The sequence below is a fragment of the Massilia sp. UYP34 genome, assembly GCF_056279385.1.
In genome coordinates, this window is sequence record NZ_JBWBRF010000016.1 from 1 (window position 1) to 25,199 (window position 25,199).

A 25,199-nucleotide genomic window follows, 5' to 3' on the forward strand; every position below is an offset into this window, starting at 1 on the left:
TTGGACGGGGCCTGCGTGGTCTCGGTCATGGTGGTTTTTATATGACGGATTTTTTCGGGATCGAGGGCGGCGCTTCAGCGCCGGTGCGCGGCAGCACCATCAGCTTGGCTTGCGGGCCGTCGTCCATTGGGAACGACAAGCGCAACAGGCAGGTACTTTGGTGGCCTTCCAGCAGTGCTTGTAAATCAGACATCGTGGTTGCTCATCAGTTGAGCTGGACATTGTTGAATTCGAGATGCTCGACGTGGCTACTAGAGCGCGTCTGAACTTGCGATGAATTCCTTGACTGTAGTTATCAAACTGCGATTGGCCAGTGACAAATCGCAAGTCCCGCTCGACCGGCGCACATCGTGCCGATGGCAGGGGAAATCTATCGACTGAAGCACCAGCGACAGGACGGAGATGCGGAGAGGGAGCGATGTTGCAGAGACGGTATGGACGCCTTCCGGTGTCCTCATTCAGATGCCGGAATGGTGGTGCCGCTGGTTGTACCAGGTGAAGAAGGTCGCGCAGTGGGCCCGTGCGTCGGCCAGCGAGCCAAAGCGCGCCGGCAAGCCGGGCTGGTAACGCCAAGGTTTTGAATTGCGCCTCGGAATATGGGTTGTCATCCGAAACGTCAGGACGGCTGTGCGATTTGGCGATGCCCAGATCGCATAGCCGTGTAGCCACCGGTTTGGAGCGCATGCTGCTGCCGCGGCGCGACGGCGAGGTCATGTTGTCGGGGCACCAGCGGCGCCACCGGCGGCGGGCCCGGCTAGTCGGCCGCGCTATCCGGTTGCGGGGCGAGCAGCAGCTGCCAGTAGCCGACGTCGATCCGGCTGCCGAACTTGAGGCCCACTTCGCTGAAGTGGGCGACCTTGCGAAAGCCCAGGCGTTCGTTTAGGGCGACGCTGCGCGCGTTGGGTTGCGCGATGCCGGCGATGGCCGTGTGCAGCCCGCGCTGGCGCAATTCGTCGAGCAGGTGTGCGTAGAGGCGTCGGCCGTGCCCGCGGCCCGCCAGCGAGGGATCGAGGTAGACGCTGCTTTCCACCGCATGCCGGTAGGCCGGCCGGGCGCGCCATTTGGTGGCGTACGCATAGCCGGCCACCACGCCATCGACTTCCAGCACCAGCCACGGCAAGCCGCCGGTCGTCACGTCGGCGATGCGCCCGGCCATGTCGGGCGCCATGACCGGCGCTTCCTCGAACGAGATCGTGGTGGTGGCGACGTAATGGTTGTAGATGGCGCAGATGCGCGCGGCATCCAGGCTGGAGGCGGGGCGGATGTCGGTCATGGCGTCATGGTGGCGGCGCATGGCGCGGCAGCTCAGATGCGCGCGATCTGGCGGTCGATCGCGCGGTTGGCGCGCTCGCTGCGTTCGCTGTAGCGGTCCGTCAGGTAGGCGCTGCTGCCACGCATCAACAGCGTGATCTTGACCAGTTCCTCCATGACGTCGACCACGCGCTCGTAGTAGGCAGACGGGCGCATGCGGTCGTCGTCGTCGAATTCCTTGTAGGCCATCGGCACCGACGACTGGTTCGGAATCGTGAACATGCGCATCCAGCGGCCCAGCAGGCGCAGGGTATTGACCACGTTGAACGACTGCGAGCCGCCGCAGACCTGCATCACGGCCAGCGTCTTGCCCTGGCTCGGCCGCACCGAACCCTGTTCGAGCGGAATCCAGTCGATCTGGTTCTTGAACACCGCCGTGACCGCGCCGTGGCGTTCGGGGCTGCACCATACCTGGCCTTCGGACCAGATGCACAGTTCGCGCAACTCGACCACCTTCGGATGGGTTTCCGGCGCGCCGCCCACCATGGGCAGGTCGGACGGATCGAAGATCTTCACCTCGGCGCCGAACTGGCGCAGGATGCGCGCCGCTTCTTCCGTCAGCAGGCGGCTGAACGAGCGCTCGCGCACCGAGCCGTACAGCATCAGGATGCGCGGCGGATGGTCAAGGTCCGCGGCCCGGGCGAGCAGGGCGGAGGAAGGCGGTTCCAGGCGCGCGGGGTCGATGTTGGGCAGGTCGGCAATACGATGCATCTGAGGTTCCTCCAAAGTGGTTCAGCCTGCGCCCGGCGCAGGTCGGAAAGCCGGTCAGCCGAGGCGCAGCGCGAGCGCCGCCAGGGTCACGAACAGGATCGGGAGCGTCAGCACCAGGCCCACGCGGAAATAATAGCCCCACGAAATCCGAATGCCCTTCGATGCCAGCACGTGCAGCCACAGCAGCGTGGCGAGACTGCCGATCGGCGTGATCTTGGGCCCGAGATCGCTGCCGATGACGTTGGCAAAGATCATGGCTTCGCGCACGACGCCCTGGGCGCCGGTGTCGTCGATGGCCAGGGCGCCGATCAGCACGGTCGGCATATTGTTCATGATCGACGACAGGATCGCGGTGATGAAGCCGGTGCCGAGCGCCGCGCCCCACACGCCGCCCGCGGCGCATCGCTCGAGCAAGACGGTCAGGTAGTCGGTCAGGCCGGCGTTGCGCAGACCGTAGACGACCAGGTACATGCCGAGCGAGAAAATGACGACCTGCCACGGCGCATCGCGCAACACGGCGCGCGTGGCGATCCGATGGCCGCGCGCCGCGACCGCGAGCAGGAGCGCGGCGCCGGCCGCGGCCACGGCGCTGATCGGCACGCCGATTTCGTCGAGCCAGAAGAAGCCAATCAACAGCAGGCCCAGCACCCACCATCCGGTGACGAAGGTTGCGCGGTCATGGATGGCCGCGCCCGGTTGCCGCAACTGCGTCACATCGTAGTCGACCGGGATGTCCTTGCGAAACATCAGCAGCAGCGCCGCCAGTGTGGCGCTCACGGCGACCAGGTTGACCGGCACCATCACCGCCGCATAGCGGGCAAAACTGATGTCGAAATAGTCGGCCGACACGATGTTCACCAGGTTCGACACGACCAGCGGCAGGCTGGCGGTGTCGGCGATGAAGCCGGCCGCCATCACATACGCCAGCGTCGCCTTGGGTGAAAAGCGCAGGGCGGTCAGCATGGCGATCACGATCGGCGTCAGGATCAGCGCGGCGCCGTCGTTCGCGAAAATCGCCGCGACCGCGGCGCCCAGCAGGACCAGCAGCACGAACAGGCGCTTGCCGCTGCCCTTGCCCCAGCGCGCGACGTGCAGCGCGGCCCATTCGAAGAATCCGGCCTTGTCCAGCAGCAGGCTGATGATGATGACGGCGACGAAGGTGGCCGTGGCGTTCCAGACGATATCCCAGACGATGGGAATGTCGGACAGGCTGATGACGCCCGCCAGCAGCGCGAGCAGGGCGCCGCCGGCGGCGCTCCAGCCGATGCCCAGGCCGCGCGGCTGCCAGATGACGAGAATGAGGGTCGCGAGGAAGATGAGCGATGCGGCAAGCACGATGGTCCTTGTTGGAAGAGGGGGCCGGGACGCGGCGTTCGGACGCGCGAGGCGCCGGTCAGGCCGCCAGCGCGCCGATGCGGTCGAGTTCGGCCTTGAACGCCGCCTTGTCGCGCGCGAGCTGCGTCAAGGACAGCGCCAGGAAGGCCTGGATCCGCTCGACGATGATGGCGTAGGTGCGTTCGAACGCGTCCTCGATTTGCGCGTCCGTGCCCACCACATGGCCCGGATCGTCCAGGCCCCAGTGCGTGCGCAGCACGTTGCCGAGGTAGGCCGGGCAGGTCTCGCCGGCCGCGTTGCTGCAGACGGTGACCACGATGTCGGGCGTCACGGGCAGGTCGTCCCACGACTTGCTGTAATAGCCTTCGGTCGAGATGCCCTTGCGCTGCAGCAGGGCCACGGCGCGCGGATGGAGCTGCCCGGTCGGCTGGCTGCCGGCGCTGAGCGCGCGCCAGCCTTCCGGCGCGAGATGGTTGAAGACGCCTTCGCTCAGGATGGAGCGGCAGGAATTTCCGGTGCAAAGGAATAATACGTTCATGGATGGTCGTCGACAGGTGAAAACGCGGAGCCGGGCGCCGCCGGTGCGGCCGGTTCCGGCCCGCTGGCGTGCCTTTTCAAGCGTGCAGCGCCGGCTTCACGTACGGGCTCGGACTGCTGCGGTCGCATGGTGGCGGTTTACTCAATACTTCAAGAGACGTTGAGATGATGGCGATAGTAACATCCTCGGCCTGACGATTCAACAGCGATTGAATTTTTGCGCCACGCACGACAGCGGGGCGCAGGCGGGGTTACAATCGGCCGTTTATCAGGCGCCGCATATGGACACCAAACACGTACTGAAAGCCCTGGCCGCGCTGGCGCAAGAATCCCGGCTGGCCATATTCCGCCTGCTGGTCCAGACCGGCCCGGCGGGCCTGTATGCCAGCAAGATCGGCGAGGCCCTGCAGATCTCATCGTCCGCCCTGTCGTTCCACCTGAAAGAGCTCAGCCACGCCAACCTGGTGGAAGCGCGCCAGGAGGGACGCTTCGTGGTCTACACGGCCCAGTTCGAGACGATGAACGCGCTGGTGGGTTTCCTGACCGAGAATTGCTGCGCCGGTGAAGCCTGCGACGTGCCGGGGCAGGCGTGTTCACCCGGCGAGCGCGTTGCCGAAAGCGCTGGCGCCCACGGCAAGTGCGGGTGAAGGCGGCATGCGGCCGGCCTGCCGTGCGCGCTTGAGCGGTCCGCCGGCATGGAAATTTACCTGGCCCGCATGCCTTGCAACTTTCGCCAGGCGTCCGCTATAATGCGGCCTCGCTTACGCGACCACGCAGCACCGATTCAGGAGAGGTGGCAGAGTGGTCGAATGTACCTGACTCGAAATCAGGCGTACGGGTGACCGTACCGTGGGTTCGAATCCCACCCTCTCCGCCAAGCAGCATGAAAACAGCCACCGCAAGGTGGCTTTTTTCATTCCGGGACGTCACAGAGGAGCAGGGCGCTTTCGCGCCCTGCGTGCGTCCCCAAGGGGGGAGATTCGAAGGGCATCGCGTACTCGCGATGCCGCGGCCTGCAGGATGTAGGCGAATCCCACCCTCTCCGCCAAGCAGCATGAAAACAGCCACCGCAAGGTGGCTTTTTTCATTCCGGGGCGTTCACAGGCTAGCCGTCAACTACGTCGTCCCCGCGCAGGCGGGGACCCAAGTTCTGCAAACGTCGCCGATACGTTTGCAAGATTGGGTCCCCACCTTCGTGGGGACGACGTTTTTACGCTAACTCAAGAAGACTTTCGCCTTAACTTAACTTCATTACACCGCAAGGTGGCTTTTTTCAACCCGGCCGCGCGCGACCTTTGGGGCGGCCCTGTGCCGGACCCGCGCCCCGGCCCAGCATCCCGCGCCGCGGCGGTGCTCAGCGCTTGACCGCGTGCAGCCACACCGCCGCGATCCGTTCCACGTCCTCGTAGCCCGGTTCGCCCAGCTGGCCGCCGAAGATGTCGGGATCGAGCTCCTCGTAGGTCCAGGTGTCGCATTGCGCGGCCAGGGTCGGGCGCAGGCTTTCCAGGAAGTGGTCGTGCTGGCCGCACAGGGCCACGCCGGTGTAGAGCATCAGGCTGCCGCCGCGGCGCAGGCGTCCCAGGCCCTGTTCGACGATGCGGCGCGACAGTTCGGCGCCGCGCTCGCCGCCGCCATGGCGGTAGCGGCGCGCATCCGGATCGACCACGAAGGGCGGGTTCGACACCACCAGGTCGAAGTCGCCCTGCAGGCCGTCGAACAGGTCGCTCTGGGCCAGCGCCAGGTTGGACGCCCCGTTCAGGCGGCCGTTGACCATCGCCAGCTCGAGCGCCTTCGGGTTGATGTCCGCGCCGATCACCTCGGCGTGCGGGAACGTGCGCGCGATCGTGAGCGCGCCGGCGCCGCCGCCGCAGCCGATGTCCACCGCGCGCACCGGTCCGGCCCCGACGAAGGCGAAGCCGCGCCGCAGGGCGCCCACGAAGCGGTAGGTGTCGGGGCCGAAGAACACGGCGTCGTCGTCGCGCGTCGGCCAGGCCGAGTGGAACACCAGCATGTCGTCCAGGGTCGACGCCCGCACCAGCGAGCGCAGTCCATCTTCTCTTTCTTCCAGCACTCCGGCGTCGCGCATCAACGCCACCACGCTGGCCGGCAGCAGCGCGCGCTCGAAGGGGCGGCTCCAGCCGAACACGCCGCGCAGGTCGTGCGCGCGCTCGTTTCCGGGACGGTTGTTGATGCGGCGGTGGGTTGCGGGCGTGACCGTCATGAAGCGGTAACCGGCCTGGCGCAGGGCCGTGCCGAGGGCGAGGAGGGCGTTGGCGTTGGATGAGTTCATTGCGCCAGCGTGGCACGGAAGCCACTGCCGCACCGTGCGCGCACGCACGCAGGATGTGTTCGTGCGCGGACGGGTTTTGGTGCATGATGTGGTCAACCGGAAAACGTTGGAAAAGCCGGCTAAAAAAAATCGACCGGACACACCGAGAGAGAGAGAAATCATGACGAGCCTGGACCTGGACGACGTGCCGCGCAGCCGCATGGCGCGCGAGATCGCACGCGAGCGCCGTGAGCGCGCATTGCACGACGAATTGCGCGCCGGATTGGGCGCGCTGGACGACCTGCGCGGCAAGGATGCGCGTGAGCGCGCCGATACCTGCAATCTCAAGCGGGGTGGCAACTGAGCGGACAACAAGAAACAAGGAACATCGATGCGTTGGGAAGGTGACCGTGAAAGCGACAATGTAGAAGACCGGCGTGGCGACGGAGGAGGTGGCGGCGGCGGCTTCGGCCTCGGCGGGCGCTCGATCGGCATCGGCACGATCGTCGTCGCCCTGGTCGCATCCTATTTCCTGGGCGTCTCGCCCGCCACCATCCTTGGCCTGCTGTCGGGTGGCGCGCCACCACCGCAGGGGGCGCAGGTGGAGCAGCCGCGCGCCGAGCGCGCCGACGACCGCGAAACGCGCTTCGTGCGCACCACGCTGGCCTATACCGAGGACGCATGGGCCCAGCTGTTCAGCGAACAGGGCGCACAGTACACACCGGCGCGGCTGGTGCTGTTCGAAGGCCGTACCGCCACCGCCTGCGGTGTCGGCGAAAGCGTGAGCGGCCCGTTCTACTGCCCGGCCGACGGCAAGGTCTATATCGACCTGGGCTTTTTCCGCACCATGCGCCAGCGCTTCAACGTCGAGGGCGAGTTCGCCCAGGCCTATGTGATCGCGCACGAAGTCGGTCACCACGTACAGAACCTGCTGGGCATCTCGAACAAGGTGCAGGCAGCCCGCCAGCGCGCTGGGGAGACCGAGGGCAATGCCCTGTCGGTGCGCCTGGAACTGCAGGCCGACTGCTTCGCCGGCGTGTGGGCCAACCGCACCAACCAGCGCAAGAACATCCTGGAACAGGGCGACGTCGAGACGGCCCTGAACGCGGCCAGCGCCATCGGCGACGACGCCCTGCAGCGGCAGGCGCGCGGCGTCGTGGTGCCCGATTCGTTCACCCACGGCAGCTCGGCCCAGCGGGTGCGCTGGTTCCAGCGAGGGCTGGAGAGCGGGCAGGTCGCAGCGTGCAATACATTTGATGCCAATAAGATATAAACGGCATCAATTAATTGCCATTAGTACATAATTACCTGATTTTATTCAATAAAAGGCGTGAAAAGCCCCTTTCGTTGCCGTGCGCCTATCGCAATGCGTGAAGTTTTACCATAAGTTTGTGTCACATCAGCTCGTTTTGTTACGAGCAGTGACCAACCGAATCGTGAAGGAGAACTCATGCTGGCAATGAATTACCGCGGGCCATATCGGGTCCGCGCCGATCACAAGCCCGATCCCGTCATCGAGCATCCCGGTGACGCCATCGTGCGCGTCACCCGGGCCTGCATCTGCGGTTCCGACCTCCACCTGTACCATGGCCTGGTGCCCGACACCCGTGTCGGCCACACCTTTGGCCACGAGTTCATCGGCGTGGTGGAAGAGGTCGGGTCCGGCGTGCAGCGCCTGAAGGTCGGCGACAAGGTGCTGGTGCCGTTCAATGTGTTCTGCGGCTCCTGCTTCTTTTGCCAACACGAGTTGTATGGCAATTGCCACAACACGAATGCGCAAGCGACGGCGGTGGGCGCGATCTATGGTTATTCGCACACGGCGGGCGGCTACGACGGCGGCCAGGCCGAGTACGTGCGGGTGCCGATGGCCGACGTCGGCCCGATGGTCATCCCCGACGACATCCACGACGACGACGCCGTCCTGATGACCGACGCGCTGCCCACCGGCTACCAGGCGGCCGAGATGGGCGACATCCAGGAAGGCGACACCGTGGTCGTGTTCGGCGCCGGGCCGGTCGGCATCTTCGCCGCCAAGTCGGCCTGGCTGATGGGGGCGGGGCGGGTGATCGTGGTCGACCACGTCGAGTACCGCCTCGAATTCGTCAAGCGCTACGCCCAGTGCGAGGTCGTGAACTTCAAGGAAGTAAAGGACATGGCGCTGCACATCAAGAAGATGACCGACTGGATGGGCGCCGACGTCTGCATCGACGCGGTCGGCTGCGAAGCGGCCGGCAACACCATGCAGACCATCACCGGCGTCTACACGATGATGCAGGCCGGTGCGGCGACCGTGCTGCACTGGTGCATCAACTCGGTGCGCAAGGGCGGCAACGTCTCGATCGTCGGCGTGTATGGACCGACCTTCAACGCGGTTCCGATCGGCAATGCGCTGAACAAGGGCTTGACCCTGCGCATGAATCAGGCCAGCGTGCGCCGTCACCTGCCGCGCCTGATCGAACACATCCGCGCCGGCCGCATCGATCCGAAGCAGATCATCACCCACCGCATCCCGCTGGAAGAAGTGTCGGATGCGTATCACATTTTCTCGAGCAAGCTGGATAACTGCATCAAGACCGTCCTGATTCCGCCGCGCGCCAACGAAACTCGCGCCGTCAAGGCCAGCGTCCAGCAGTGAACACACGATCGAGCACAGGAGAAACCATGGAAACACGACACGATATCGTTACCGCCAACGACCAGCGCGACGGCCAGCACGCGCCCGGCGAGCACGACGGCGAAGGCCACGTCGGCCATGTGCACGGCCACATCGCGCCGCGCCGCCCGACCCGCGACCAGTTGCAGCACATCCAGGGCTGGGGCGCCGACCTCGACCGCAAGAACCGTCCCGGCGTGCCGATGGAACGCACCCCGCCCCGCTTCATCAACGTCCCCGACGGCGACCCGGCGCCGCAGGAGCAGCACGTCGAAGTGCTGGTCTCGACCGAGCGTCCCGGCCGCACGCCGCTGTTCGGCTCGGTGCAGCCGCCGTCCGGCCTGTCCGGTGCGATCCGGCGCCTGGCGTTCAGGTCCACCGAGAATGACGTGCGCCACTGGCTGCTGTTGTTGCTGGCCGACCGCGTCAACGTGGTCGAAGGCATCGGCGACGACCTGGCCAAGGGCAAGGTGCCGAACATCCTGGCCGAGATGGGCATCAAGTCCGAGCTCAAGCACAATCCGGCCGGACTGGCGAAGAAAGTGGCGATCGGCGCGGCCGTGGTCGGCGCTGCCTGCTACCTGATGAAACGGCGCGACCGCCGCTAACGCTGAACTCGGCCTGTCGGCAGCAAGCCATGACCGTGTTGTCAACATTGACAACGCGGTCATTGTTTTTGAGCAAACCAACCTTTACGAGCTCGTCCATCATGGTCGATGACCGGCGCCCCCCGGCCCGGCATACCGGATGGAGACGAGATGATCCCGCAACCGCTTCTCAAGGCAGCCCTGCTGGCGGCTGCCATCCTGTTCGCGCCCGCCGCGCCCGCCGCGCCGATGATGGCGCCGCCGCTCAAGCTGGACGCCAAGGCCCAGGCCCAGGTCGTCAGCCAGCTGGCGGCGCGCCGGCCGGCGGTCGGCCTCGACGCCGACCACGGCTACAAGGTCGTGGCCCAGCACCCGGGCGTGCAGGGCACCCACGTGGTGCGCGTCGCCCACCTGTACAAGGGTCTCAGGATTTTTGGTTCGGAATCCGTGGTGGTGCTCGACGCGCGGCGCCAGATCGTGTCCGAGAGCGCCTCGCCGCGCCGCCTGCACCTGGGGCGCGGGCCTTCCAACCGCATGCAGGGCGCTACAAGCGGCTTCAACGTCAAGCCGACCGTCAACCGCAAGGCCGCGATCGCCGTCGCGCTGCGCGACATGCCGGAGGGCGTCGTCAACGTGGTGCCGCCGACCGCCGAACTGCTGATCTATCCGATGATGCGTGACGAGCGCGCGCCCGGCGCCGAGGGCAAGCTCGAGTCCGAGCTGAACGCGGCCGACCTGGTCGAGACTGTCGACCGCTACGAGCTGGCCTGGCTGGTGCGCCTGCGCATGAAGGCGGACCGGAAAAGCGGCGAGCAGCCGCTGTACTACGACGTCGTCGTGAACGCGCGCGACGGCGAGATCATCGACCGCTGGAACATGCTGCAGACGGTGGAAGGCATCGGCCACAGCCAGTACAACGGCCAGGTCCCGCTCAGCACCACCTTCGCCAACAACGTCTACCAGATGCTCGACCCCGAGCGCGGCAAGGGCGGCTCGTTCGGCGCGATGGCGATCACCAACGCCAACCATGGCACCTCGAGCGGCCGGGTGTACACCAACACCGTCAACACCTGGGGCGACGGCAAGCAGTTCGTCGAGGGCGGCAGCACCACGGGACCGAACGGCCAGACCGCCGCCGTCAACGCCATGTGGGGCTTGAAGAACACCTATGACATGCACAAGAGCGTGCTGGGCTGGCTGGCGCTGGACGGCCAGGACACGGCCACCCACATCGCGGTGCACGTCAACCGCGGCTACGACAACGCCTATTACAGCGATACCTGCCGCTGCATGTTCATCGGCGACGGCACGTATTTCACGAACCTGGCCTCGATCGACGTGGTCGGCCACGAGATGGGGCACGGCATCACGGCCGCCACCTCGAACCTGGTGTACGCGGGCGAGCCGGGGGGCCTGAACGAATCGAGTTCGGACATCGCCGGCGAGGTGGTCGAAGCCTATGCGCGCGCTGGCGGCAAGGGCGATGTCATCCCCGAGACCGGCAACGACTGGATGCTGGGCACGGAGATCAGCCGCACCGGGACGCCGCTGCGCTGGATGATCAAGCCCAGCCGCGATGGCAATAGCCACGACGCCTGGAGCGCGGGCCTGCGCCGGCTCGACGTCCATTACAGCAGCGGCCCGAACAACCGCATGTTCTACTTCCTGGCCAAGGGGTCGAGCGCGGAGAATGGCAACGATGCCTGGAGCCGCTACCTGGTCAGGCAGCCGCTGGCGATGACGGGCATCGGCATCGACAAGGCCTACCGTATCTGGTTCCGCGCCAATACGACCAAGTTCACGTCCAGCACCAATTACCTGGATGCGCGCGCCAAGATGATCGAAGCGGCCGGCGAACTGTATGGCGCCGGCGGACGCGAGGCGATCGCGGTGCAACGCGCCTACGCCGCGATCAATGTGGGACTCGATGTCGACGAACCGGCGCCCGCGCCGTCGAATGCGTCGGCTACTGGTCGGACATTAGTGGAAACGGATTGAGCGGGGTGCCTTTCCACCACTCTTTTTCGGGCGTCAGCGCGACCACGGCGAAATGCAGGTGCGGCGCGGCTGGATCGGCATTGCCGGTCGCGCCGACGTAGCCGACGATGTCGCCGCGCTTGACCTCCATGCCTTCCTTGATGTTGTCGGCATAGCGGTCGAGGTGGGCGTAGTAATAGGCGTACTGCTCGCCCGGATCGAACTGGTAGACCGTCAGCCCGCCCGGTTTGCTCTGGAACAGCTTGACCACCTTGCCGTCGGCCGCGGCGCGCACCGGCGTGCCGGTGGGCGCCATGATGTCGAGCGCCTCGTGCTGGCGCTGTTCGCCGCGCGGCTGGTAGAACGTGTCGGTCAGCTGGTGTGAGGCGATGCCCTGGACCGGCACCAGCAGCTTGCCGGGAACGGTGGCCGGGGCCATCGGCGCGGCGCCTTGGTCGGGTTGCGGACGCAGCGGCAGGTCGGCGTCAAGCAGGTTCGGTTCGACCACCGGCGCGGGCGGCAGCTGGCCCTCGATCCGGGCCGCGGGCACGCCGACCGCGTTTGCAAGCGGCGGCGCGGCGGCGAGTTCCGGCGCCGGCGCCGGCGGGTTTGATCCGTCGCTCAGCAACACGAACAGCACACCGGCGCCCAGCAGCGCGCCAACGATCAGGGTCATCAGCCATTTCATCGCGTTCTCCGTCGGGCGCCTCCCGCGCCGCTGTTTTGTTGGTGTGAAGCTCAGTCGGGATTACTTGACGAGTTCGACGTCGGTGCCTTCGCCGACCACCGCGCCCACTTCGGCGGCGCTCCAGTTGGTCAGGCGGATGCAGCCATGCGACTCGGTCTTGCCCACGTGGCCGGGCACCGGGGTGCCGTGGATGCCGTAGTGCGGCTTGGACAGGTCGATCCACATCACGCCGACCGGGTTGTTCGGCCCCGGCTTGATCTGGGTCTTGCTGTCGCCCGGCTTGGCATCCCAGAACAGCTTCGGGTTGTAGTGGTAGACCGGGTTGGCGTGCACGCCATTGATCTTCCAGTTGCCGACCGGCAGAGGATCGCGCTTGCTGCCGGTCGAGACCGGATATTGGGCCAGCAACTGGCCGCCGGCGTCATACAGTTGCAGCGTCTTGGTCGAGTCGCGCACCACGACCCTGGCTGCAGGCGGCAGCGGCTGCTTGCCGCTCACGTGCGGCACCATGATCCGTTCGCCGGCCTGCGCCAGGGACTTGCCTGGGTTGAGGCGCTGCAGCAGGGCCGGGCTGGCATGGAATTTTTCGCCCAGGCCTTCGAGCGCGGTGGCGTAGCCGAGCGCGGGCAGCTTGGCCTTGCCCATCATCGTGTCCGGGATCGGCTGGAACGGACCGGCCACGTCTTCTGCGGTGATCGTATATTCGGCCAGGGTCGGGCTGGGATCGACGTTCAGCGCGTTCCAGGTGGCTTCGTCGAGCTTGCCGGTGACCGGGAGACTGCGCTGGGCCTGGAAGGTGTTCAGCGCCTGGCGCATGTTCGAGCCATAGGCGCCGTCGATTTCGCCCGGCGACAGGTGCTGGCGTTCGAGCAGGACCTGGGCCCGCAGCAGGCGTTCGAATTCGGCTTGTCCGGCGACGCCGGGGGCCTGGGAGGCGCCGGGTGCAACCGGCGCAGGGGTGGCCGGCGCAGGTGCCGCCGGAGCAGGCGCAGCCGGCATCGGTGTGCCCGCTGCGGCTGGCTGCTGGACAGGAGCGGGCTGGCCGACTGGCTGTTGCGCGAAGGCATAAGGGAAAACGCCTCCGAGGGCGGCGATCAGGGTCAGTGCGGTGGCTTTCTTCATACGGTCTCCTGCAGTATGCTTCTGGAAACCGTAGCGTAAGGACATGAATCGACCGGGTCTGTGCGTGAACGAACTCTTCAATCTCGTCCGCTTTGTTCCACCCGGCGCTACAATCAATGCACCATGTCGTCCATCAGCCATACCGTCACCCTCGTTCCCCTCGGCGCCAGCTTTTCCGCGCAGGAAGACACGACCCTGCTGCGGGCGCTGGAGGCGGCCGGGCTCGATGCGCCCAGTTCTTGCCGCAACGGCACCTGCCGCACCTGCATCTGCCGCCTGCGCGAAGGCACGGTGGCCTATATGGTCGAGTGGCCCGGCCTGTCGTTCGACGAGAAACGGGAAGGAGCTATTTTGCCTTGTGTGGCGCTCGCGCGCAGCGATCTCGTAGTGGAATTGCCGCTGGCGCGGTGGCGCCGGCCGGACTGAACGGCTCATTGCATTGACGGGCTCAGCGGACCGACCGGCTCGTCGGACCAGCCGGCGCATGCGGCGCTCATGCGGCGCTGTCCAGGCCGGTGGTGGCGAACCGTTCGCGGTAGATCTTCGGCGCGATGCCCAGCTTCTTCATGAACACCCGCCGCATGTGCGCCTCGTCGCTGAAGCAGGCGCGCGCGGCCACCGTCTTCAAGGGCAGCGCAACGTCGGCCAGCAGGTGGGTGGCGCGCTCGAAGCGGCTGGCCTCGATGAATTCCTGGGCGCTCAGGCCCACTTCTTGCTGGAACACGCGGGCGAAGTGGCGCTCGCTCATCATCGCCCTGGCGGCCAGTTGCGCCGTCGTCAAGCGCTGGTGCAGATTGTCCAGGATCCAGTTCTGCAATTCGCGGATGGTCGGGCGCGCCGTGCGTTCGCTCTTGAGGTAGGAGCTGAACTGCGACTGGCCGCCGGGACGCTTCAGGTACAGCACCATTTCGGTGGCCACCTCGAGCGCCAGGTCGCGGCCGAAATCTTCCTCGACCAGGGCCAGCGCCAGGTCCATGCCGGCGGTGACGCCGGCCGAGGTCCACAGCTTGCCGTCGCGGATGAAGATCGCGTCGGCCTCGACTGCGATGGCGGGGTAGGCCGCCTGCAGGCGCGCGGCCACGCTCCAGTGGGTGGTGGCGCGCCTGCCGTCGAGCACCCCGGCGGCGGCGAGAAAGAACGCGCCCGAACAGAGCGACGCCAGGCGTTCGATGCGGGGGCAGGCCGCCGCCACCCAGTCGACGATCGCGGCGCCGTCCGCCAACGCCGCCTCGATGTGGCGGGCGCCGACCACGATCGCGCTGTGGGGCAGGGCCAGCGTGTGCAAGACCTTGGTCGCCTCGAGCGACATCAGGGTGTCCGACCGCACCGGGCCGAGGCGGGTCGACGCGATGCGCACGTCGTAGCCGGGCGCGCGGCCCTGGCCTGAACGTGCGAGATGCAGGTTGGCGTACTCGAACACCGACATCGGCCCGATCGCTTCGACGGCCTTGAAGCCGGGGTAGACCACGATGTCGACGGTCCGGGTGCGTGCCGTGCTGGCGTCGATCGCGGGTGGGAGTATGCTGGTCATGCGCCATTGTCGCTGTCGCGACCGGCAAAATCCAGTCTTCGAGCGGCAAAATCCTGCCATTCTCGCGCCGCGGCGCGCAAGGCGCCGGCCGCGGCGCGCATACTGCGGGCAGATAGCACCACATCACATCAATGCAAGCGAAGGAATCACCATGAAAACCAAAGCAGCCGTCGCATGGCAGGCGGGCCAGCCGCTGACGATCGAAGAAGTGGACCTGGAAGGCCCGCGCGAAGGCGAGGTGCTCGTCGAGCTCAAGGCCACCGGCATCTGCCACACCGATTACTACACGCTGTCGGGCGCCGATCCGGAAGGCCTGTTCCCGGCCATCCTGGGCCACGAGGGCGCCGGCATCGTGGTCGAGGTCGGCCCGGGCGTGACCACCCTGAAGAAGGACGACCACGTCATCCCGCTGTACACGCCGGAGTGCCGCCAGTGCAAGTTCTGCCTGTCGCGCAAGACCAACCTGTGCCAGGCGATCCGCTCGACCCAGGGCCGCGGCCTGATGCCCGACGCCACCTCGCGCTTCTCGCTGGACGGCAAGCCGCTGTTCCACTACATGGGCACGTCGACCTTCTCGAACTACATCGTGGTGCCCGAGATCGCGCTGGCGAAGATCCGCAGCGATGCGCCGTTCGACAAGGTCTGCTACATCGGCTGCGGCGTCACCACCGGCGTCGGTGCGGTGCTGTTCTCGGCCAAGGTCGAAGCGGGCGCCAACGTGGTCGTGTTCGGCCTGGGCGGCATCGGCCTGAACGTGATCCAGGCCGCGAAGATGGTCGGCGCCGACAAGATCATCGGGGTCGACATCAATCCGGCCCGCGAAGCCATGGCGCGCAAGTTCGGCATGACCGATTTCATCAATCCGAACGAGGTCGCGAACGTGGTGGACCACATCGTGCAGCTGACCGACGGCGGCGCCGACTACAGCTTCGAATGCGTCGGCAACACCACGCTGATGCGCCAGGCGCTCGAATGCACCCATAAAGGCTGGGGCCAGTCCTTCATCATCGGCGTGGCCGCCGCCGGCCAGGAAATCGCGACCCGGCCGTTCCAGCTGGTGACCGGCCGCGAATGGAAGGGCTCGGCCTTCGGCGGCGCGCGCGGGCGCACCGACGTGCCGAAGATCGTCGACTGGTACATGGAAGGCAAGCTCAATATCGACGACCTGATCACCCACCGCCTGCCGCTCGAGCGCATCAACGAAGGCTTCGACCTGATGAAGAGCGGCGAATCGATCCGCTCGGTGGTGCTCTACTGACGCATGCGGATCAGTCGGCCGGCAGCGTGAGCGCTTCGTGCGCCGCGCTGGCCGCGACCCCGACTTTTTCTCCGCCGCCCATCAGATAGATGCGGTTGCCGACCACCGCCGCGCCGTGCCCATGGCGCGGCGTCGGCATGGCCGGCAGGGCCGACCAGCGGTCGCTTGCCGGGTCGTAGACCCAGGATTCGCCGAACACTTTGGCTTGCGGGACGAACTGCTCGCCGCCGAACACATACAGTTTTCCATCATGGGCAGCCGCCGCCAGGCCGCCCTGGGCCAGCGGCAGCGGCGAGCGGGTCTCCCAGCGATCGCGGGCCGGGTCATACACTTCCAGGGTCGCCACGTTGACCGGACGCGACCTGCCGTTGGCCCCTGCGACCATCTGGCGCCCGCCCACGACGTAGATCTTGTTGTCGATCACCGCGCCGGCGGCGCTGTTGCGCGCGCTGGGCGCGTCCGCGATGCGCGACCAACGGCCCGACTGCAGATCCAGCGCCTCGGCGCGGCGGGTGTCGGCGTGTTCGCTGATGTGCTTCGCATCGGGGCGCGTCGGGACGCGCCCGCCGATGAAATAGATCCTGGCGCCGACGGTCGCGACCACGCCTTCCGCGCGGGGCTGCGGCAGCGCAGGGCCGGTCGACCAGCGGTCGGCCTTCGGATCGTAGACGAACACCGAGGCGTGGGCGCGCCAGTCGGGAATCGCGCCCGAGAAGCCGCCGATGCCGTAGATCTTGCCGCCGGCCGCGGCCAGGGCGATGTGATGGCGGCCCTCGGGCAGCGGCGCCAGCCGGGTCCAGCGGCCCGCTCCCGGGTCATAGGCTTCGAACAGATCGGTATAGCCGGGGGCCGCGCTCAGGATGCCGCCGGCCACGTAGATCTTGTCACCCAATACGGCGGGATAGATTTCCTGGCGCGCCAGCGAGGCGTCGGCCGCGCGCGACCAGGTCTGCGCCAGGACGGCGCCGGAAGCGGTGAGCAAACTCAGCGCCAGCAGTGCCGGCATCGGTTTCAAGATAGGGGCTCCCTGGATTAGCGCTCGATCGCGAGCGCCTGTTCGATCACCCGCAGCACCTGCGGCCAGGCGGGCGAGGTCGTGGCGACTTCGTCGTAGTGGCTCGCTTGCGGCAGGATCACCACCTCGGCGGCGTCGCCGGCCGCTTTGGCGCGTGCCGCATAGTCGTGCGCCACGCGCGGCGGAGAAATGGTGTCGAGCGCGCCCGTCACCAGCCAGGTGCGGCTGCCGTTGGGCATCAGGTCGGCGGCATTGGTGTCGGCCAGTACGTCCGGCCGTCCGGGGCTGGGCGTGCCGGCCAGTTGCGCGAGGTCGCGGCCGCAGCTGGACTTGATCAGTGCCGCCTCGTGGCGCAGGTCGGCCAGGCCGCCCAGGCTGACGACACGGTCGACCTTCAGGCCCCCGGCGCGGTACAGGGGGCTGGCGGCCGGGATGCGCGCACGGCCTGCGATCCACTGCACCAGCTGGCCGCCGGCCGAATGACCGATCGCGACGACGCGTTCCAGGTCCAGCGCGTGGGCCGGCGCACTGGCCGCGAGCAGGTCGAGCGCCGCATGCATGTCCAGGTACATGCCGGGATAGCCGCCGCCTTCCTCGTCCACGCGCCGGTATTCGACGTTCCACACGGCGATGCCGCGCGCGGCCAGGGCGCCGGCCATATTGCGCAATTGCCGGATGCCGCCGAACTTGCTGGTCCAGCAGCCGCCGTGCACCAGCACCGCCACCGGGAACGGCCCGCTGCCCTGCGGCACGAACAGCTCGGCGTATTGCGAGGGCGCCGGGCCATAGGCGAGCCTGGCGGTGGGGGCGGGGCCGGTCAGGGCCAGGTAGTCGTCGAGCGTCATCGGCGGGAGATTCGTCGGGGCGGCGTGGGCGTTCAGGAGCGCGCCGAGCAGGAAGGCTGGAAGCAGTCTGGACAGGCGCATGGGATCGGTGGCCGAAGTGGTAAAACGCCACTATAGCCGAGTTGTTATTGCGTGAGGAAACTGCACTGGCGGCAGGTCAATCGAAAAACCGGGCTGCTTGATCCGTGCTAGTCTGCGCTCGAATGCACCTTAGGCAACCGCGTTGCCTTCCATGTCATCGCGCACCGGCCGGCATCGCCGCCGCGCGCGTCCAACCTGAGAGGCCCAGATGAGCGAACACCATTCCCACACATCCCGGCGCGAGCGCGTCGGCCAGCACTTCCATTCCACCCCCGACCCGGAATATCCGGGCGAACCGCCGGCGCCGCCATCGCCGCCGCCGGTGCCGGACGACGTTCCCGACCCGGTCAATGCCCCGGTCGAGGAGCCGCGCCTGCCCGAACCGCCGATCCGGGCACATTAACCGGTCCCGGGCACATTAGCCGGTCCCGGGCGCAGACCGGATCCCTGCGCATGCGCGGGAATCCGTTGGTGCGTCAGCGCGAATCCCCCTGGCGGTTGCCGTCGGGCGCAGCGCCGCCTTCACGGCCTTCCTTGTCGCAGTCCTGCGCGCCATCGTCGGCCTGCCGGTTCGCTGGCAATGGCGGTATTTCGCGAATCAATTCATCGGTCTCGTGCTGTCCCGGGGAACGTTCGCCGCTACCGATGTCCGCTTCCTCGTACATCGTGCGGCCCTTGTTCTTGGGATCGATACTGGGCGTTGGGTCGTTCATGCTGTGCTCCGCTAAAGTTGTCAATGTCGTACGATCCTAACAGGCCGACCACAGTGCCGGCGCGCGGCAGGACGGCGCATGCGGTGTTGCTTTTTCGTCGTCGGTGACGCGGGTGTGCTCGCTGTCACACTGCGGCAACAATGCGGTTTCTATAATGAGCTTGTAACAATAAAAGCCAGGAGGAGATGATGGGTTCGACTTTGTACAACAAGATTTACCTGGGCCGCCGCCCGCTGCTGGATTCCAGCCACGCCCGGCTGGCGCTGCTGCTCGGCGTGCTTGCCGGCGCCGGGATCGGATGGTACGCGCTGCGTTCGCTGCGCTGAAGGTTGCCGCCATGGGCCGAGGCGCGTACCATGCGCCCTTTGCTTAACTGAATGCGGTAATGAAAAACGACAAGCTGACGACGGACGAATACGATGCGCTGGAACTGGTGCGCCTTGGTGGCAAGCAGAACCTGGCGACGGCCTGCGTCGGGCGCAACACCAAGCGCCTGTGCGGCATCAAGTTGATGTCCTTGAGCCGCGACAAGCGGCTGGCGCTCACCGAAAAGGGCGAGGAAGTGCTGTTCCTGCGCCGCTGCGTGCTGGGCCTGCGCGCGCTGGCAGCCGACCCGATGGCGGCGGTCGACGACGACGTGCTGCGCTTCCTGGGCCGCAAATCGCACGTCCTGCCGCTCGAGACGGGTGGCCATGCGCTCAGCGAGCGCGGCCGCGAGTCGCTGGCCGACATCGACCAGCAGGAAGCGCGCCACTGATCCTGGCTTGCAGCGCTGGCCACTAGCTGGCGCGCCGCGGCTTCGGATAGACCAGCGCCCGCACCGCCACCTCGGCCGGCACGTTCATCGTGGCCAGGAATTCCGCCGCGCGCGCCAGGCCAAGCGTCGGGACCGACGCCACCGCCTGGTTCACCAGGTCGCGCGTGCGGCCGTCCACGCGCTGCCTGCGCACCGCCTGCGCGCCAGACTCGTTCGCTGCCTCGGGCGTCTCGTTGATCATCATGGTTCGTACTCCGTCAATGCACGATAAGGACGGTGATTGTACGTCGATTGACAACCAAATGACTATGGAAATGTTTTCGAGAAGACAATTTTCATGCCTCCCGGATAGGGCGTCGCAGCGCTGTCCCAGCGGCGGTCTCAGGCGGGCATCGACGCTTCCTGCTCGCGCTGTAGCGCCGGCAGCGCCCGGCGCTGGCGCAGCAGCTGCTCGAATTCAGGGGCCGCCAGCGGCTTGCTGAAGTAATAGCCCTGCATCTCATCGCAACCACGGCTGCGCAGGTAGTCCAGCTGTTCCGCCGTTTCCACGCCCTCGGCGATCACCGCCAGCTTCAGGTTGTGGGCCAGGGCGATGATCGAGGTCACGATCGCGGCATCATTGGCGTCATGCGTGATGTCGGCCACGAAGGAGCGGTCGATCTTGAGCACGTCGATCGGGAAGCGCGACAGGTAGGAGAAGCTCGAGTATCCGGTGCCGAAGTCGTCGATCGAGAGGTTGACCCCGAGCGCCTTCATCCGGTGCAGCAGTTCCACCGCCGGCGTGACGTCGCTCATGAACAGGCTTTCGGTCAGCTCGATCTCGAGGCAGGATGGGTCCAGGCCCGTCTCGCGCAGGGCCGACTCCAGGCTGTCCAGCAGGTCGGGCGCGCCGAACTGGCGCGCCGACAGGTTCACTGCCACCCGCAGGCGCGGCAGGCCGGCATCCTGCCAGGCCTTGTTCTGGGCGCAGGCGGTGCGCATCACCCAGGCCCCGATTTGCACGATCAGGCCGGTCTCCTCGGCCACGCCGACGAAGCGGCTCGGCGGCACCATGCCCAGCTCCGGATGGTTCCAGCGGATCAGCGCTTCCATGCCCACGATCTGGCCGCTCTTGAGGTCGACCTGCGGCTGGTAGTGCAGCACGAATTCGTCGCGTTCGAGGGCGTTGCGCAGCGCGCTTTCGATGCGCACCCGCTCCAGCGATTCCTCGTTCATGGCCGGGGTGTAGAACTGGAAGTTGTTGCGGCCCAGCTTCTTGGCGCGGTACATGGCGATGTCGGCATGTTCGATCAGGTGGTCGCTCGACGTGCCCTGGCTTGGATACACCGCCACGCCGATCGAGCAGGTGACGAAGAACTCCTTGTTGCCGAGCATGACCGGCTGCGCCACCGCATGCATGACCCGCTCGACGATGGCCGGATTGAGCGGCTCGTCGGCGTGCTCGCCCAGGATCGCCACGAATTCGTCGCCCGACAGGCGCGCCACGGTGTCGGCGTCGCGCAGCGACGAGCGCAGGCGCGCCGCCACCGTCACCAGCAGCACGTCGCCGGCCTTGTGGCCCATGCTGTCGTTGACGAACTTGAAGCGGTCCAGGTCGATCAGCATCACCCAGACCGGACGCCCGCTGCGGTTGGCGTAGGCGATCGCCTGGCCCAGGCGGTCCTGGAGCAGCGAGCGGTTGGGCAGGCCGGTCAGCACGTCGTGCTGGGCCACGTGGTGCACGCGCTGCTCGGTCAGCTTGCGTTCGGTGATGTCGCTGCCGGTGCCGCGGTAGCCCTGCAGCTCGCCCCGGTCGTCGAAGATCGGCTGGCCATTGACCAGGAACCAGCGCGTCTCGCCGTGGTCGTTGACGATCTGGTATTCGAGATTGGTGAACGCCTCGTGGGCCTGCATCCTGGCCAGGTGCGCGCGCCCGCCCTCGCTGTCGAGCAGCCCCGGCACGCATTCCCAGCGCGTCTTGCCGAGCAGGCCCTGGACCGCCACGCCCGACTTCTCGGTGAAGCCGCCGGTGACCATCGTGAAGCGGAAATCCTGGTCCTGCTCCCAGTACCAGTCGGACGACATCGAGACCAGCTGGCGGAAGCGCTGCTCGCTTTGCAGCAGCGCCTTTTCGGCGCGCTCGCGCGCGGCCATGTCCTCGATCAGGCGGCGGTTGCTGCGGCGCAGGTCCGAGGTGCGCTGGCGCACCAGTTGCTGGACCGCGCGCGCGCGCATCCCCGCCGATTGGACGAAGGCGGCGCCGAGCAGCGTCACCAGGATGCCGCCCACCAGCAGCGCCACCGAGGCCATGTGGTCGGCCAGGAACGGACGCGGCGCGGCGGTGACCTCGACCCGCCATGGGCGTCCGCCGGCCTGCAGCACGGTGGCGCGCTCGCCGTGGCCTGGCCTGAGCCAGCTGGCGAGCGCCGGGCGCGCCTGCGGCGCGGCAGGGCCGGTCGACAGCAGCAGCGTCGCCGGCTCGGCCTGTTCGCCGGCATATACCGACACGAAAATATCGGCCCGGTCCAGGAGGCCAGCCCCCAGCAGCGACTGGTGCATCAGTTGCCTGGCCCGGATGACGACCGCGGTATTGCCGAGCAGTTCGCCGCGCTTGCCGAATACCGGCATGACCAGGTCGAAAGCGGCGGTCCCGGTCCGCACCAGCATGAACAGGCTCGTCGCGGTGGGCTGGCCACTGCGACGAGCCTGGTCGAGCGCGGTCATGAGCGATGCGTCGGGGCCCAGGTCCAGACCGAAGGCGCCCTCGTTCCCAGGCATCGGCTCGACGTACTCGATCACGTGATAGCGTTCGCGCGGCGCCGCCGGCGCCAGGCCGCCCGGCGTCTTTTCCATCAGGACGGCGCCCGGCCGCACGCGCTGCAGTTCGGCCTCGACCGCCGCGCGCTCGTGCGCCGGCACCACCCGATGATAGTGGAAAGCCTGGATGAAGCGATGCCGCTCGAGCAGGCGCGAGGTGAAGTCGGCGAAGCGTTCGCGGCTGACCGGCTCGCCGTTCGAGAACAGCTGGTTGGTCACCGCCAGCACTTCGATCGCGCCGTCCATCCCCTGGCGTATCGCCGCCACCCGCTCGTCGGCGCGCTGGGCGAAGGCGAGCGCCATATTGTCATACTCGAGGTGGCTGACGCCGATGAACAGCCCGAATGAAGCCGCCAGCCCGCCCCCCAGGGTGAGGGCCGCCGCGAGTGTCAATGAACGGATTGGTCGGCGCGGCATGGGGTCGTGTTCCTGGGCTATGGTAGGGAAGTAGTGGTGCGTTGAAAGAAAACTGATTTCCGGTAGGCATTTATCCGCGCAAGTGTGTCATAAACGCGGTAGGCTCGCAAACGAATCCTGTCGTGCGAGACAATTCTTCCACATGCTCAACGCCGCGCCAGCCAGGCCACCAGCAGGCGCGCCAGCAGGCGGTTGCTCCAGCCCAGGCCGCGCCCTTCCTTGCGGGCCATGCGCTCCAGCAGGCGCTCGCCGCGGCCGGGGGCCGCGCCCGGGCGGCCGGGACGGACCGCGAACAGGATCCGGTTGTTGCCGGCGATGCGCGCAAACCAGGCCAGGCGGCCGTCGAAGGCGGCGCGCAGGCGCTGCAGCGCGCTCGCATACTGGGGATCGTAGGTAAACACGTTTGCCACCAGCACGCCGCCCGGATGCAGGGCGCGCCGGCAGGCGCCATAGAACGCGCTGCTTGCCAGGGCGCCCGGCAGGCCCCGGCTGTCGAAGCCGTCGACCAGCAGCACGTCGCAGCAGCCCGGCATGCGCGCCAGGTAGTCGGCCGCGTCGCAGTGCAGGACGTGCAGGCGGGCGTCGTCGGGCGGCAGGCGGAACTGGTCGCGCAGGGCGATCACGTCCTGCCGGATCTCGAGCACGGTGATGCGGGCGCGCGGAAAGTGGCGGTGGCAGAACTTGGCCAGCGAACCGCCGCCCAGCCCGACCATCACGATGTGGCGCGGATCGGGCACGAACAGCGCGAAGCACATCATGGCGCGCGTGTATTCCAGCACCAGCGCGTCGGGACGCGAGACCAGCATCTCGCTCTGGACGTCCCCGGGCGTGAATTCGAGGGTGCGGCGGTCGCCCTCGGTGCGCACCAGGGGCGGGTGGTCGTCGAGGGCGGCCGGGCGGTCGAGGGGAACAGGCATGGAAGAAGTATATGCGAGCGGCGCGCCCGCCAGGCGCCGCCCGCATTCCGGCGTCAGGCGCCCGGACCCATCAGCGGCACCACGCCAAAGATCACGGCCGCGACCAGCATCACCAGCGAGGCCGAGATCGACCAGATCAGGGTGTAGCGCTGGTGGTCGCCGAATTCGACCTTGCACATGCCGACCAGCAGGTAGGTGGACGCGACCAGGGGACTGAGCAGGTGGACCGGCTGGCCGATGACCGAGGCGCGGCCGATCTCCGCCGCCGTGATGCCATACACCTCGGCCGCCTTGGCCAGCACCGGCACCACGCCGAAATAGAAGGCGTCGTTCGAGATGAAGAAGGTGAACGGGATGCTCAGCAAACCGGTGACGATCGCCATGTAAGGCCCCATCCATTCCGGCACCGCCGCGATCACGCTCAGGGCGATGGCGTCGACCATTTTCGTGCCCTGCAGGGTGCCGACGAAGATGCCGGCCGCGAAGATCAGCGACACCACCGGCAGCACGTTGGCCGCATGCGCCTCGATGCGCGCCTTCTGCGCTTCCAGGCCCGGATAGTTGACGGTGATGGCGATCGCGAAGAAGATCATGAACAGCACCGGCAGCGGCAGGGCGCCCAGCACCAGCAGCACCAGCAGCGCCGCGGTCATGAGGAAGTTCACCCAGATCAGTTTTGGGCGCGCGGTGTCGGGCGAGGACACGCCGGCCGGCGGCTCGTCGCCCCCGCCCGATCCACCCGATCCACCCGATCCGCCCGTGAGCGGGGCGCCGCCATCGGCGTCGATGCGGCCGGCGGCGAAGGCGTGCACATTGCCCTCGCGCCCAATGGGGGCCGGAGCGGCCGGGGCGGCCGGGGCGGCGCTCCATTGCCCGGTGGTGCCGTTCATGGCGCCGGCCACCGCGAGTTCCGGGAAGGCCGGCAGGACAGTCGCCGGGGCCGGCTTCCTGACGGTCGCCTGGCCCGGCAGGCTGACGCTGCCCAGGCGCTTGCGCTCGCGCATGCCCAGCACCCAGGCCACGAACATCACCCAGATGGCGGTGACCGCCATCGGCAGGATCATCGGCACGAAGATGTCGCTCACGTCCACGCCCAGCGCGGTGGCGGCGCGCGCCGTCGGGCCGCCCCACGGCAGGATGTTCATCACGCCGCCCGCCAGCATGATGACGCAGGCCATCGTCAGGCGGCTCATCCCCAGGCGCATGTACAGCGGCAGCATGGCCGACACCGTGATCATGTAGGTGGTGGCGCCGTCGCCGTCGAGCGAGATGAACATCGCCAGCGCGGCGGTGCCGACCACGATCTTCATCGGGTCGCCCTGCACCAGTTTCAGGATGATGCGCACGACCGGGTCGAACAGGCCGGCGTCGATCATGATGCCGAAATACAGGATGGCGAACATCAGCATCACGCCGGTGGGGGCCAGGGCGCGGATCCCGTCGAGCATCATCGGGCCGAGGCCGGCGCCGAAGCCGCCGATCAGGCCGAAGACGATCGGCACGACGATCAGCGCGACCAGCGCCGGCAGGCGCTTGGTCATGATCAGGAACATGAAGACCACGACCATCGAATAGGCGAGGATGGTCAGCATGTCATGCTCCGCGAAGGGATAAGGGATGGCGTGGCCAGGACGGCGCGCGCGAAAGCCGGCTGCTTCATGATGTCTCCGATCGTTGTC

27 protein-coding genes, 1 tRNA gene and 1 pseudogene are annotated in these 25,199 nt (G+C 67.2%); 13 read left to right on the plus strand and 16 right to left on the minus strand.

Annotated features, from left to right (window positions below):
• The coding region (locus ACZ9AQ_RS19330; RefSeq protein WP_429206508.1) for a hypothetical protein at positions 1-266 on the plus strand (266 nt) is incomplete at its 5' end.
• 195 nt (positions 267-461) lie between these two features.
• Here the strand turns inward: ACZ9AQ_RS19330 and ACZ9AQ_RS19335 are convergent.
• The 5 genes and pseudogenes from ACZ9AQ_RS19335 to ACZ9AQ_RS19355 all read right to left on the minus strand — a co-directional run.
• Positions 462-702 (minus strand): annotated as a pseudogene (locus ACZ9AQ_RS19335) (integrase core domain-containing protein); the annotation flags it as partial.
• Positions 703-754: 52 nt separating this feature from the next.
• The gene (locus ACZ9AQ_RS19340) at positions 755-1,294 is read right to left on the minus strand and encodes an arsinothricin resistance N-acetyltransferase ArsN1 family B (RefSeq protein WP_429206507.1); all 540 of its coding nucleotides are present in this window, start codon (positions 1,292-1,294) and stop codon (positions 755-757) included.
• An 11-nt stretch (positions 1,295-1,305) separates the two neighbouring features.
• Positions 1,306-2,022, minus strand: a complete 717-nt coding sequence (arsH, locus tag ACZ9AQ_RS19345; protein ID WP_429206506.1) for an arsenical resistance protein ArsH — start codon at positions 2,020-2,022, stop codon at positions 1,306-1,308.
• Positions 2,023-2,076: 54 nt separating this feature from the next.
• Positions 2,077-3,357, minus strand: coding sequence for an arsenic transporter (locus ACZ9AQ_RS19350; RefSeq protein ID WP_429206505.1), 1,281 nt, complete (start codon positions 3,355-3,357; stop codon positions 2,077-2,079).
• Positions 3,358-3,415: 58 nt separating this feature from the next.
• Entirely contained in the window at positions 3,416-3,895 is a 480-nt protein-coding gene (locus ACZ9AQ_RS19355) for an arsenate reductase ArsC (RefSeq protein WP_429206504.1), read from the minus strand.
• Positions 3,896-4,175: 280 nt separating this feature from the next.
• Between ACZ9AQ_RS19355 and ACZ9AQ_RS19360 the strand changes: the two genes are divergently transcribed.
• Both ACZ9AQ_RS19360 and ACZ9AQ_RS19365 read left to right on the plus strand, forming a co-directional pair.
• Entirely contained in the window at positions 4,176-4,541 is a 366-nt protein-coding gene (locus ACZ9AQ_RS19360) for an ArsR/SmtB family transcription factor (RefSeq protein WP_429206503.1), read from the plus strand.
• 140 nt (positions 4,542-4,681) lie between these two features.
• Positions 4,682-4,771 (plus strand) — tRNA-Ser (locus ACZ9AQ_RS19365).
• Positions 4,772-5,248: 477 nt separating this feature from the next.
• On the opposite strand, the gene ACZ9AQ_RS19370 is transcribed toward ACZ9AQ_RS19365, so the two are convergent.
• Positions 5,249-6,184, minus strand: coding sequence for a methyltransferase (locus ACZ9AQ_RS19370; RefSeq protein ID WP_429206502.1), 936 nt, complete (start codon positions 6,182-6,184; stop codon positions 5,249-5,251).
• Positions 6,185-6,344: 160 nt separating this feature from the next.
• Between ACZ9AQ_RS19370 and ACZ9AQ_RS19375 the strand changes: the two genes are divergently transcribed.
• The 5 genes from ACZ9AQ_RS19375 (at position 6,345) to ACZ9AQ_RS19395 (ending at position 11,401) form a co-directional block, all read left to right on the plus strand.
• Positions 6,345-6,527: a hypothetical protein gene (locus tag ACZ9AQ_RS19375; protein WP_429206501.1), complete on the plus strand. Its 183-nt coding sequence runs from the start codon at positions 6,345-6,347 to the stop codon at positions 6,525-6,527.
• 27 nt (positions 6,528-6,554) lie between these two features.
• Positions 6,555-7,436 carry a KPN_02809 family neutral zinc metallopeptidase gene (gene ypfJ, locus ACZ9AQ_RS19380; RefSeq protein ID WP_429206500.1) on the plus strand — a complete coding sequence of 294 codons (882 nt, stop codon included), beginning with the start codon at positions 6,555-6,557 and terminating at the stop codon, positions 7,434-7,436.
• A 177-nt stretch (positions 7,437-7,613) separates the two neighbouring features.
• Positions 7,614-8,798, plus strand: coding sequence for a zinc-dependent alcohol dehydrogenase (locus ACZ9AQ_RS19385; protein WP_429206499.1), 1,185 nt, complete (start codon positions 7,614-7,616; stop codon positions 8,796-8,798).
• A 26-nt stretch (positions 8,799-8,824) separates the two neighbouring features.
• The gene (locus ACZ9AQ_RS19390) at positions 8,825-9,424 is read left to right on the plus strand and encodes a hypothetical protein (RefSeq protein WP_429206498.1); all 600 of its coding nucleotides are present in this window, start codon (positions 8,825-8,827) and stop codon (positions 9,422-9,424) included.
• Between the two features lie 150 nt (positions 9,425-9,574).
• The gene (locus ACZ9AQ_RS19395) at positions 9,575-11,401 is read left to right on the plus strand and encodes a M4 family metallopeptidase (RefSeq protein WP_429206497.1); all 1,827 of its coding nucleotides are present in this window, start codon (positions 9,575-9,577) and stop codon (positions 11,399-11,401) included.
• Here the strand turns inward: ACZ9AQ_RS19395 and ACZ9AQ_RS19400 are convergent.
• Together ACZ9AQ_RS19400 and ACZ9AQ_RS19405 are read right to left on the minus strand one after the other, a co-directional pair.
• Positions 11,370-12,068: a M23 family metallopeptidase gene (locus tag ACZ9AQ_RS19400; RefSeq protein WP_429206496.1), complete on the minus strand. Its 699-nt coding sequence runs from the start codon at positions 12,066-12,068 to the stop codon at positions 11,370-11,372. The two genes, ACZ9AQ_RS19395 and ACZ9AQ_RS19400, sit on opposite strands and share 32 nt — an antisense overlap.
• A 60-nt stretch (positions 12,069-12,128) precedes the next feature.
• Complete coding sequence (locus ACZ9AQ_RS19405; RefSeq protein WP_429206495.1) at positions 12,129-13,190, minus strand: L,D-transpeptidase family protein; 1,062 nt, start codon at positions 13,188-13,190, stop codon at positions 12,129-12,131.
• A 123-nt stretch (positions 13,191-13,313) separates the two neighbouring features.
• Between ACZ9AQ_RS19405 and ACZ9AQ_RS19410 the strand changes: the two genes are divergently transcribed.
• Positions 13,314-13,616: a 2Fe-2S iron-sulfur cluster-binding protein gene (locus ACZ9AQ_RS19410; protein WP_429206494.1), complete on the plus strand. Its 303-nt coding sequence runs from the start codon at positions 13,314-13,316 to the stop codon at positions 13,614-13,616.
• A gap of 67 nt (positions 13,617-13,683) precedes the next feature.
• On the opposite strand, the gene ACZ9AQ_RS19415 is transcribed toward ACZ9AQ_RS19410, so the two are convergent.
• Positions 13,684-14,721, minus strand: a complete 1,038-nt coding sequence (locus tag ACZ9AQ_RS19415) for a GlxA family transcriptional regulator (RefSeq protein WP_429206493.1) — start codon at positions 14,719-14,721, stop codon at positions 13,684-13,686.
• A 151-nt stretch (positions 14,722-14,872) separates the two neighbouring features.
• Here ACZ9AQ_RS19415 and ACZ9AQ_RS19420 point away from each other — a divergent pair, with 151 nt between their 5' ends.
• The gene (locus tag ACZ9AQ_RS19420) at positions 14,873-15,979 is read left to right on the plus strand and encodes an S-(hydroxymethyl)glutathione dehydrogenase/class III alcohol dehydrogenase (RefSeq protein ID WP_429206492.1); all 1,107 of its coding nucleotides are present in this window, start codon (positions 14,873-14,875) and stop codon (positions 15,977-15,979) included.
• A gap of 10 nt (positions 15,980-15,989) precedes the next feature.
• Here ACZ9AQ_RS19420 and ACZ9AQ_RS19425 read toward each other — a convergent pair whose 3' ends face one another.
• Both ACZ9AQ_RS19425 and ACZ9AQ_RS19430 read right to left on the minus strand, forming a co-directional pair.
• Positions 15,990-16,985: a Kelch repeat-containing protein gene (locus tag ACZ9AQ_RS19425; RefSeq protein ID WP_429206511.1), complete on the minus strand. Its 996-nt coding sequence runs from the start codon at positions 16,983-16,985 to the stop codon at positions 15,990-15,992.
• A gap of 26 nt (positions 16,986-17,011) precedes the next feature.
• Positions 17,012-17,920, minus strand: coding sequence for an alpha/beta hydrolase (locus tag ACZ9AQ_RS19430; protein WP_429206491.1), 909 nt, complete (start codon positions 17,918-17,920; stop codon positions 17,012-17,014).
• 208 nt (positions 17,921-18,128) lie between these two features.
• Between ACZ9AQ_RS19430 and ACZ9AQ_RS19435 the strand changes: the two genes are divergently transcribed.
• A complete protein-coding gene (locus tag ACZ9AQ_RS19435; protein WP_429206490.1) occupies positions 18,129-18,323 on the plus strand; it encodes a hypothetical protein in 195 nt (64 codons plus the stop codon).
• Between the two features lie 73 nt (positions 18,324-18,396).
• Here ACZ9AQ_RS19435 and ACZ9AQ_RS19440 read toward each other — a convergent pair whose 3' ends face one another.
• Positions 18,397-18,633: a hypothetical protein gene (locus ACZ9AQ_RS19440; protein ID WP_429206489.1), complete on the minus strand. Its 237-nt coding sequence runs from the start codon at positions 18,631-18,633 to the stop codon at positions 18,397-18,399.
• Positions 18,634-18,821: 188 nt separating this feature from the next.
• On the opposite strand from ACZ9AQ_RS19440, the gene ACZ9AQ_RS19445 reads away from it, so the two are divergent.
• Complete coding sequence (locus ACZ9AQ_RS19445) at positions 18,822-18,959, plus strand: hypothetical protein (protein ID WP_429206488.1); 138 nt, start codon at positions 18,822-18,824, stop codon at positions 18,957-18,959.
• A 59-nt stretch (positions 18,960-19,018) separates the two neighbouring features.
• Positions 19,019-19,390, plus strand: coding sequence for a hypothetical protein (locus ACZ9AQ_RS19450; RefSeq protein WP_429206487.1), 372 nt, complete (start codon positions 19,019-19,021; stop codon positions 19,388-19,390).
• A gap of 22 nt (positions 19,391-19,412) precedes the next feature.
• Here the strand turns inward: ACZ9AQ_RS19450 and ACZ9AQ_RS19455 are convergent, their stop codons facing one another.
• The 4 genes from ACZ9AQ_RS19455 to ACZ9AQ_RS19470 form a co-directional block, all read right to left on the minus strand.
• Entirely contained in the window at positions 19,413-19,634 is a 222-nt protein-coding gene (locus ACZ9AQ_RS19455; RefSeq protein WP_429206486.1) for a hypothetical protein, read from the minus strand.
• Between the two features lie 137 nt (positions 19,635-19,771).
• The gene (locus ACZ9AQ_RS19460) at positions 19,772-22,603 is read right to left on the minus strand and encodes a bifunctional diguanylate cyclase/phosphodiesterase (RefSeq protein ID WP_429206485.1); all 2,832 of its coding nucleotides are present in this window, start codon (positions 22,601-22,603) and stop codon (positions 19,772-19,774) included.
• Positions 22,604-22,749: 146 nt separating this feature from the next.
• Positions 22,750-23,520, minus strand: coding sequence for a fused MFS/spermidine synthase (locus ACZ9AQ_RS19465; protein ID WP_429206484.1), 771 nt, complete (start codon positions 23,518-23,520; stop codon positions 22,750-22,752).
• Between the two features lie 53 nt (positions 23,521-23,573).
• Positions 23,574-25,112 (minus strand): CitMHS family transporter, encoded by a 1,539-nt coding sequence (locus ACZ9AQ_RS19470; RefSeq protein ID WP_429206483.1) that lies wholly within the window; start codon positions 25,110-25,112, stop codon positions 23,574-23,576.
• Positions 25,113-25,199: the final 87 nt, after the last annotated feature.

What these genes read in the sequence shown, in the direction of transcription:
- ACZ9AQ_RS19375 (WP_429206501.1), top strand. Translation starts at nt 6,345, where the DNA reads ATGACGAGCCTGGACCTGGACGACGTGCCGCGCAGCCGCATGGCGCGC.
- ACZ9AQ_RS19385 (WP_429206499.1), top strand. Translation starts at nt 7,614, where the DNA reads ATGCTGGCAATGAATTACCGCGGGCCATATCGGGTCCGCGCCGATCAC.
- ACZ9AQ_RS19435 (WP_429206490.1), top strand. Translation starts at nt 18,129, where the DNA reads ATGAGCGAACACCATTCCCACACATCCCGGCGCGAGCGCGTCGGCCAG.
- ACZ9AQ_RS19445 (WP_429206488.1), top strand. Translation starts at nt 18,822, where the DNA reads ATGGGTTCGACTTTGTACAACAAGATTTACCTGGGCCGCCGCCCGCTG.
- ACZ9AQ_RS19390 (WP_429206498.1), top strand. Translation starts at nt 8,825, where the DNA reads ATGGAAACACGACACGATATCGTTACCGCCAACGACCAGCGCGACGGC.
- ACZ9AQ_RS19360 (WP_429206503.1), top strand. Translation starts at nt 4,176, where the DNA reads ATGGACACCAAACACGTACTGAAAGCCCTGGCCGCGCTGGCGCAAGAA.
- ACZ9AQ_RS19395 (WP_429206497.1), top strand. Translation starts at nt 9,575, where the DNA reads ATGATCCCGCAACCGCTTCTCAAGGCAGCCCTGCTGGCGGCTGCCATC.
- ACZ9AQ_RS19370 (WP_429206502.1), bottom strand. Translation starts at nt 6,184, where the DNA reads ATGAACTCATCCAACGCCAACGCCCTCCTCGCCCTCGGCACGGCCCTG.
- ACZ9AQ_RS19455 (WP_429206486.1), bottom strand. Translation starts at nt 19,634, where the DNA reads ATGATGATCAACGAGACGCCCGAGGCAGCGAACGAGTCTGGCGCGCAG.
- ACZ9AQ_RS19415 (WP_429206493.1), bottom strand. Translation starts at nt 14,721, where the DNA reads ATGACCAGCATACTCCCACCCGCGATCGACGCCAGCACGGCACGCACC.
- ACZ9AQ_RS19450 (WP_429206487.1), top strand. Translation starts at nt 19,019, where the DNA reads ATGAAAAACGACAAGCTGACGACGGACGAATACGATGCGCTGGAACTG.
- ACZ9AQ_RS19430 (WP_429206491.1), bottom strand. Translation starts at nt 17,920, where the DNA reads ATGCGCCTGTCCAGACTGCTTCCAGCCTTCCTGCTCGGCGCGCTCCTG.
- ACZ9AQ_RS19425 (WP_429206511.1), bottom strand. Translation starts at nt 16,985, where the DNA reads ATGCCGGCACTGCTGGCGCTGAGTTTGCTCACCGCTTCCGGCGCCGTC.
- ACZ9AQ_RS19470 (WP_429206483.1), bottom strand. Translation starts at nt 25,112, where the DNA reads ATGCTGACCATCCTCGCCTATTCGATGGTCGTGGTCTTCATGTTCCTG.
- ACZ9AQ_RS19440 (WP_429206489.1), bottom strand. Translation starts at nt 18,633, where the DNA reads ATGAACGACCCAACGCCCAGTATCGATCCCAAGAACAAGGGCCGCACG.
- ypfJ (WP_429206500.1), top strand. Translation starts at nt 6,555, where the DNA reads ATGCGTTGGGAAGGTGACCGTGAAAGCGACAATGTAGAAGACCGGCGT.
- ACZ9AQ_RS19340 (WP_429206507.1), bottom strand. Translation starts at nt 1,294, where the DNA reads ATGCGCCGCCACCATGACGCCATGACCGACATCCGCCCCGCCTCCAGC.
- ACZ9AQ_RS19355 (WP_429206504.1), bottom strand. Translation starts at nt 3,895, where the DNA reads ATGAACGTATTATTCCTTTGCACCGGAAATTCCTGCCGCTCCATCCTG.
- arsH (WP_429206506.1), bottom strand. Translation starts at nt 2,022, where the DNA reads ATGCATCGTATTGCCGACCTGCCCAACATCGACCCCGCGCGCCTGGAA.
- ACZ9AQ_RS19460 (WP_429206485.1), bottom strand. Translation starts at nt 22,603, where the DNA reads ATGCCGCGCCGACCAATCCGTTCATTGACACTCGCGGCGGCCCTCACC.
- ACZ9AQ_RS19410 (WP_429206494.1), top strand. Translation starts at nt 13,314, where the DNA reads ATGTCGTCCATCAGCCATACCGTCACCCTCGTTCCCCTCGGCGCCAGC.
- ACZ9AQ_RS19420 (WP_429206492.1), top strand. Translation starts at nt 14,873, where the DNA reads ATGAAAACCAAAGCAGCCGTCGCATGGCAGGCGGGCCAGCCGCTGACG.
- ACZ9AQ_RS19405 (WP_429206495.1), bottom strand. Translation starts at nt 13,190, where the DNA reads ATGAAGAAAGCCACCGCACTGACCCTGATCGCCGCCCTCGGAGGCGTT.
- ACZ9AQ_RS19465 (WP_429206484.1), bottom strand. Translation starts at nt 23,520, where the DNA reads ATGCCTGTTCCCCTCGACCGCCCGGCCGCCCTCGACGACCACCCGCCC.
- ACZ9AQ_RS19400 (WP_429206496.1), bottom strand. Translation starts at nt 12,068, where the DNA reads ATGAAATGGCTGATGACCCTGATCGTTGGCGCGCTGCTGGGCGCCGGT.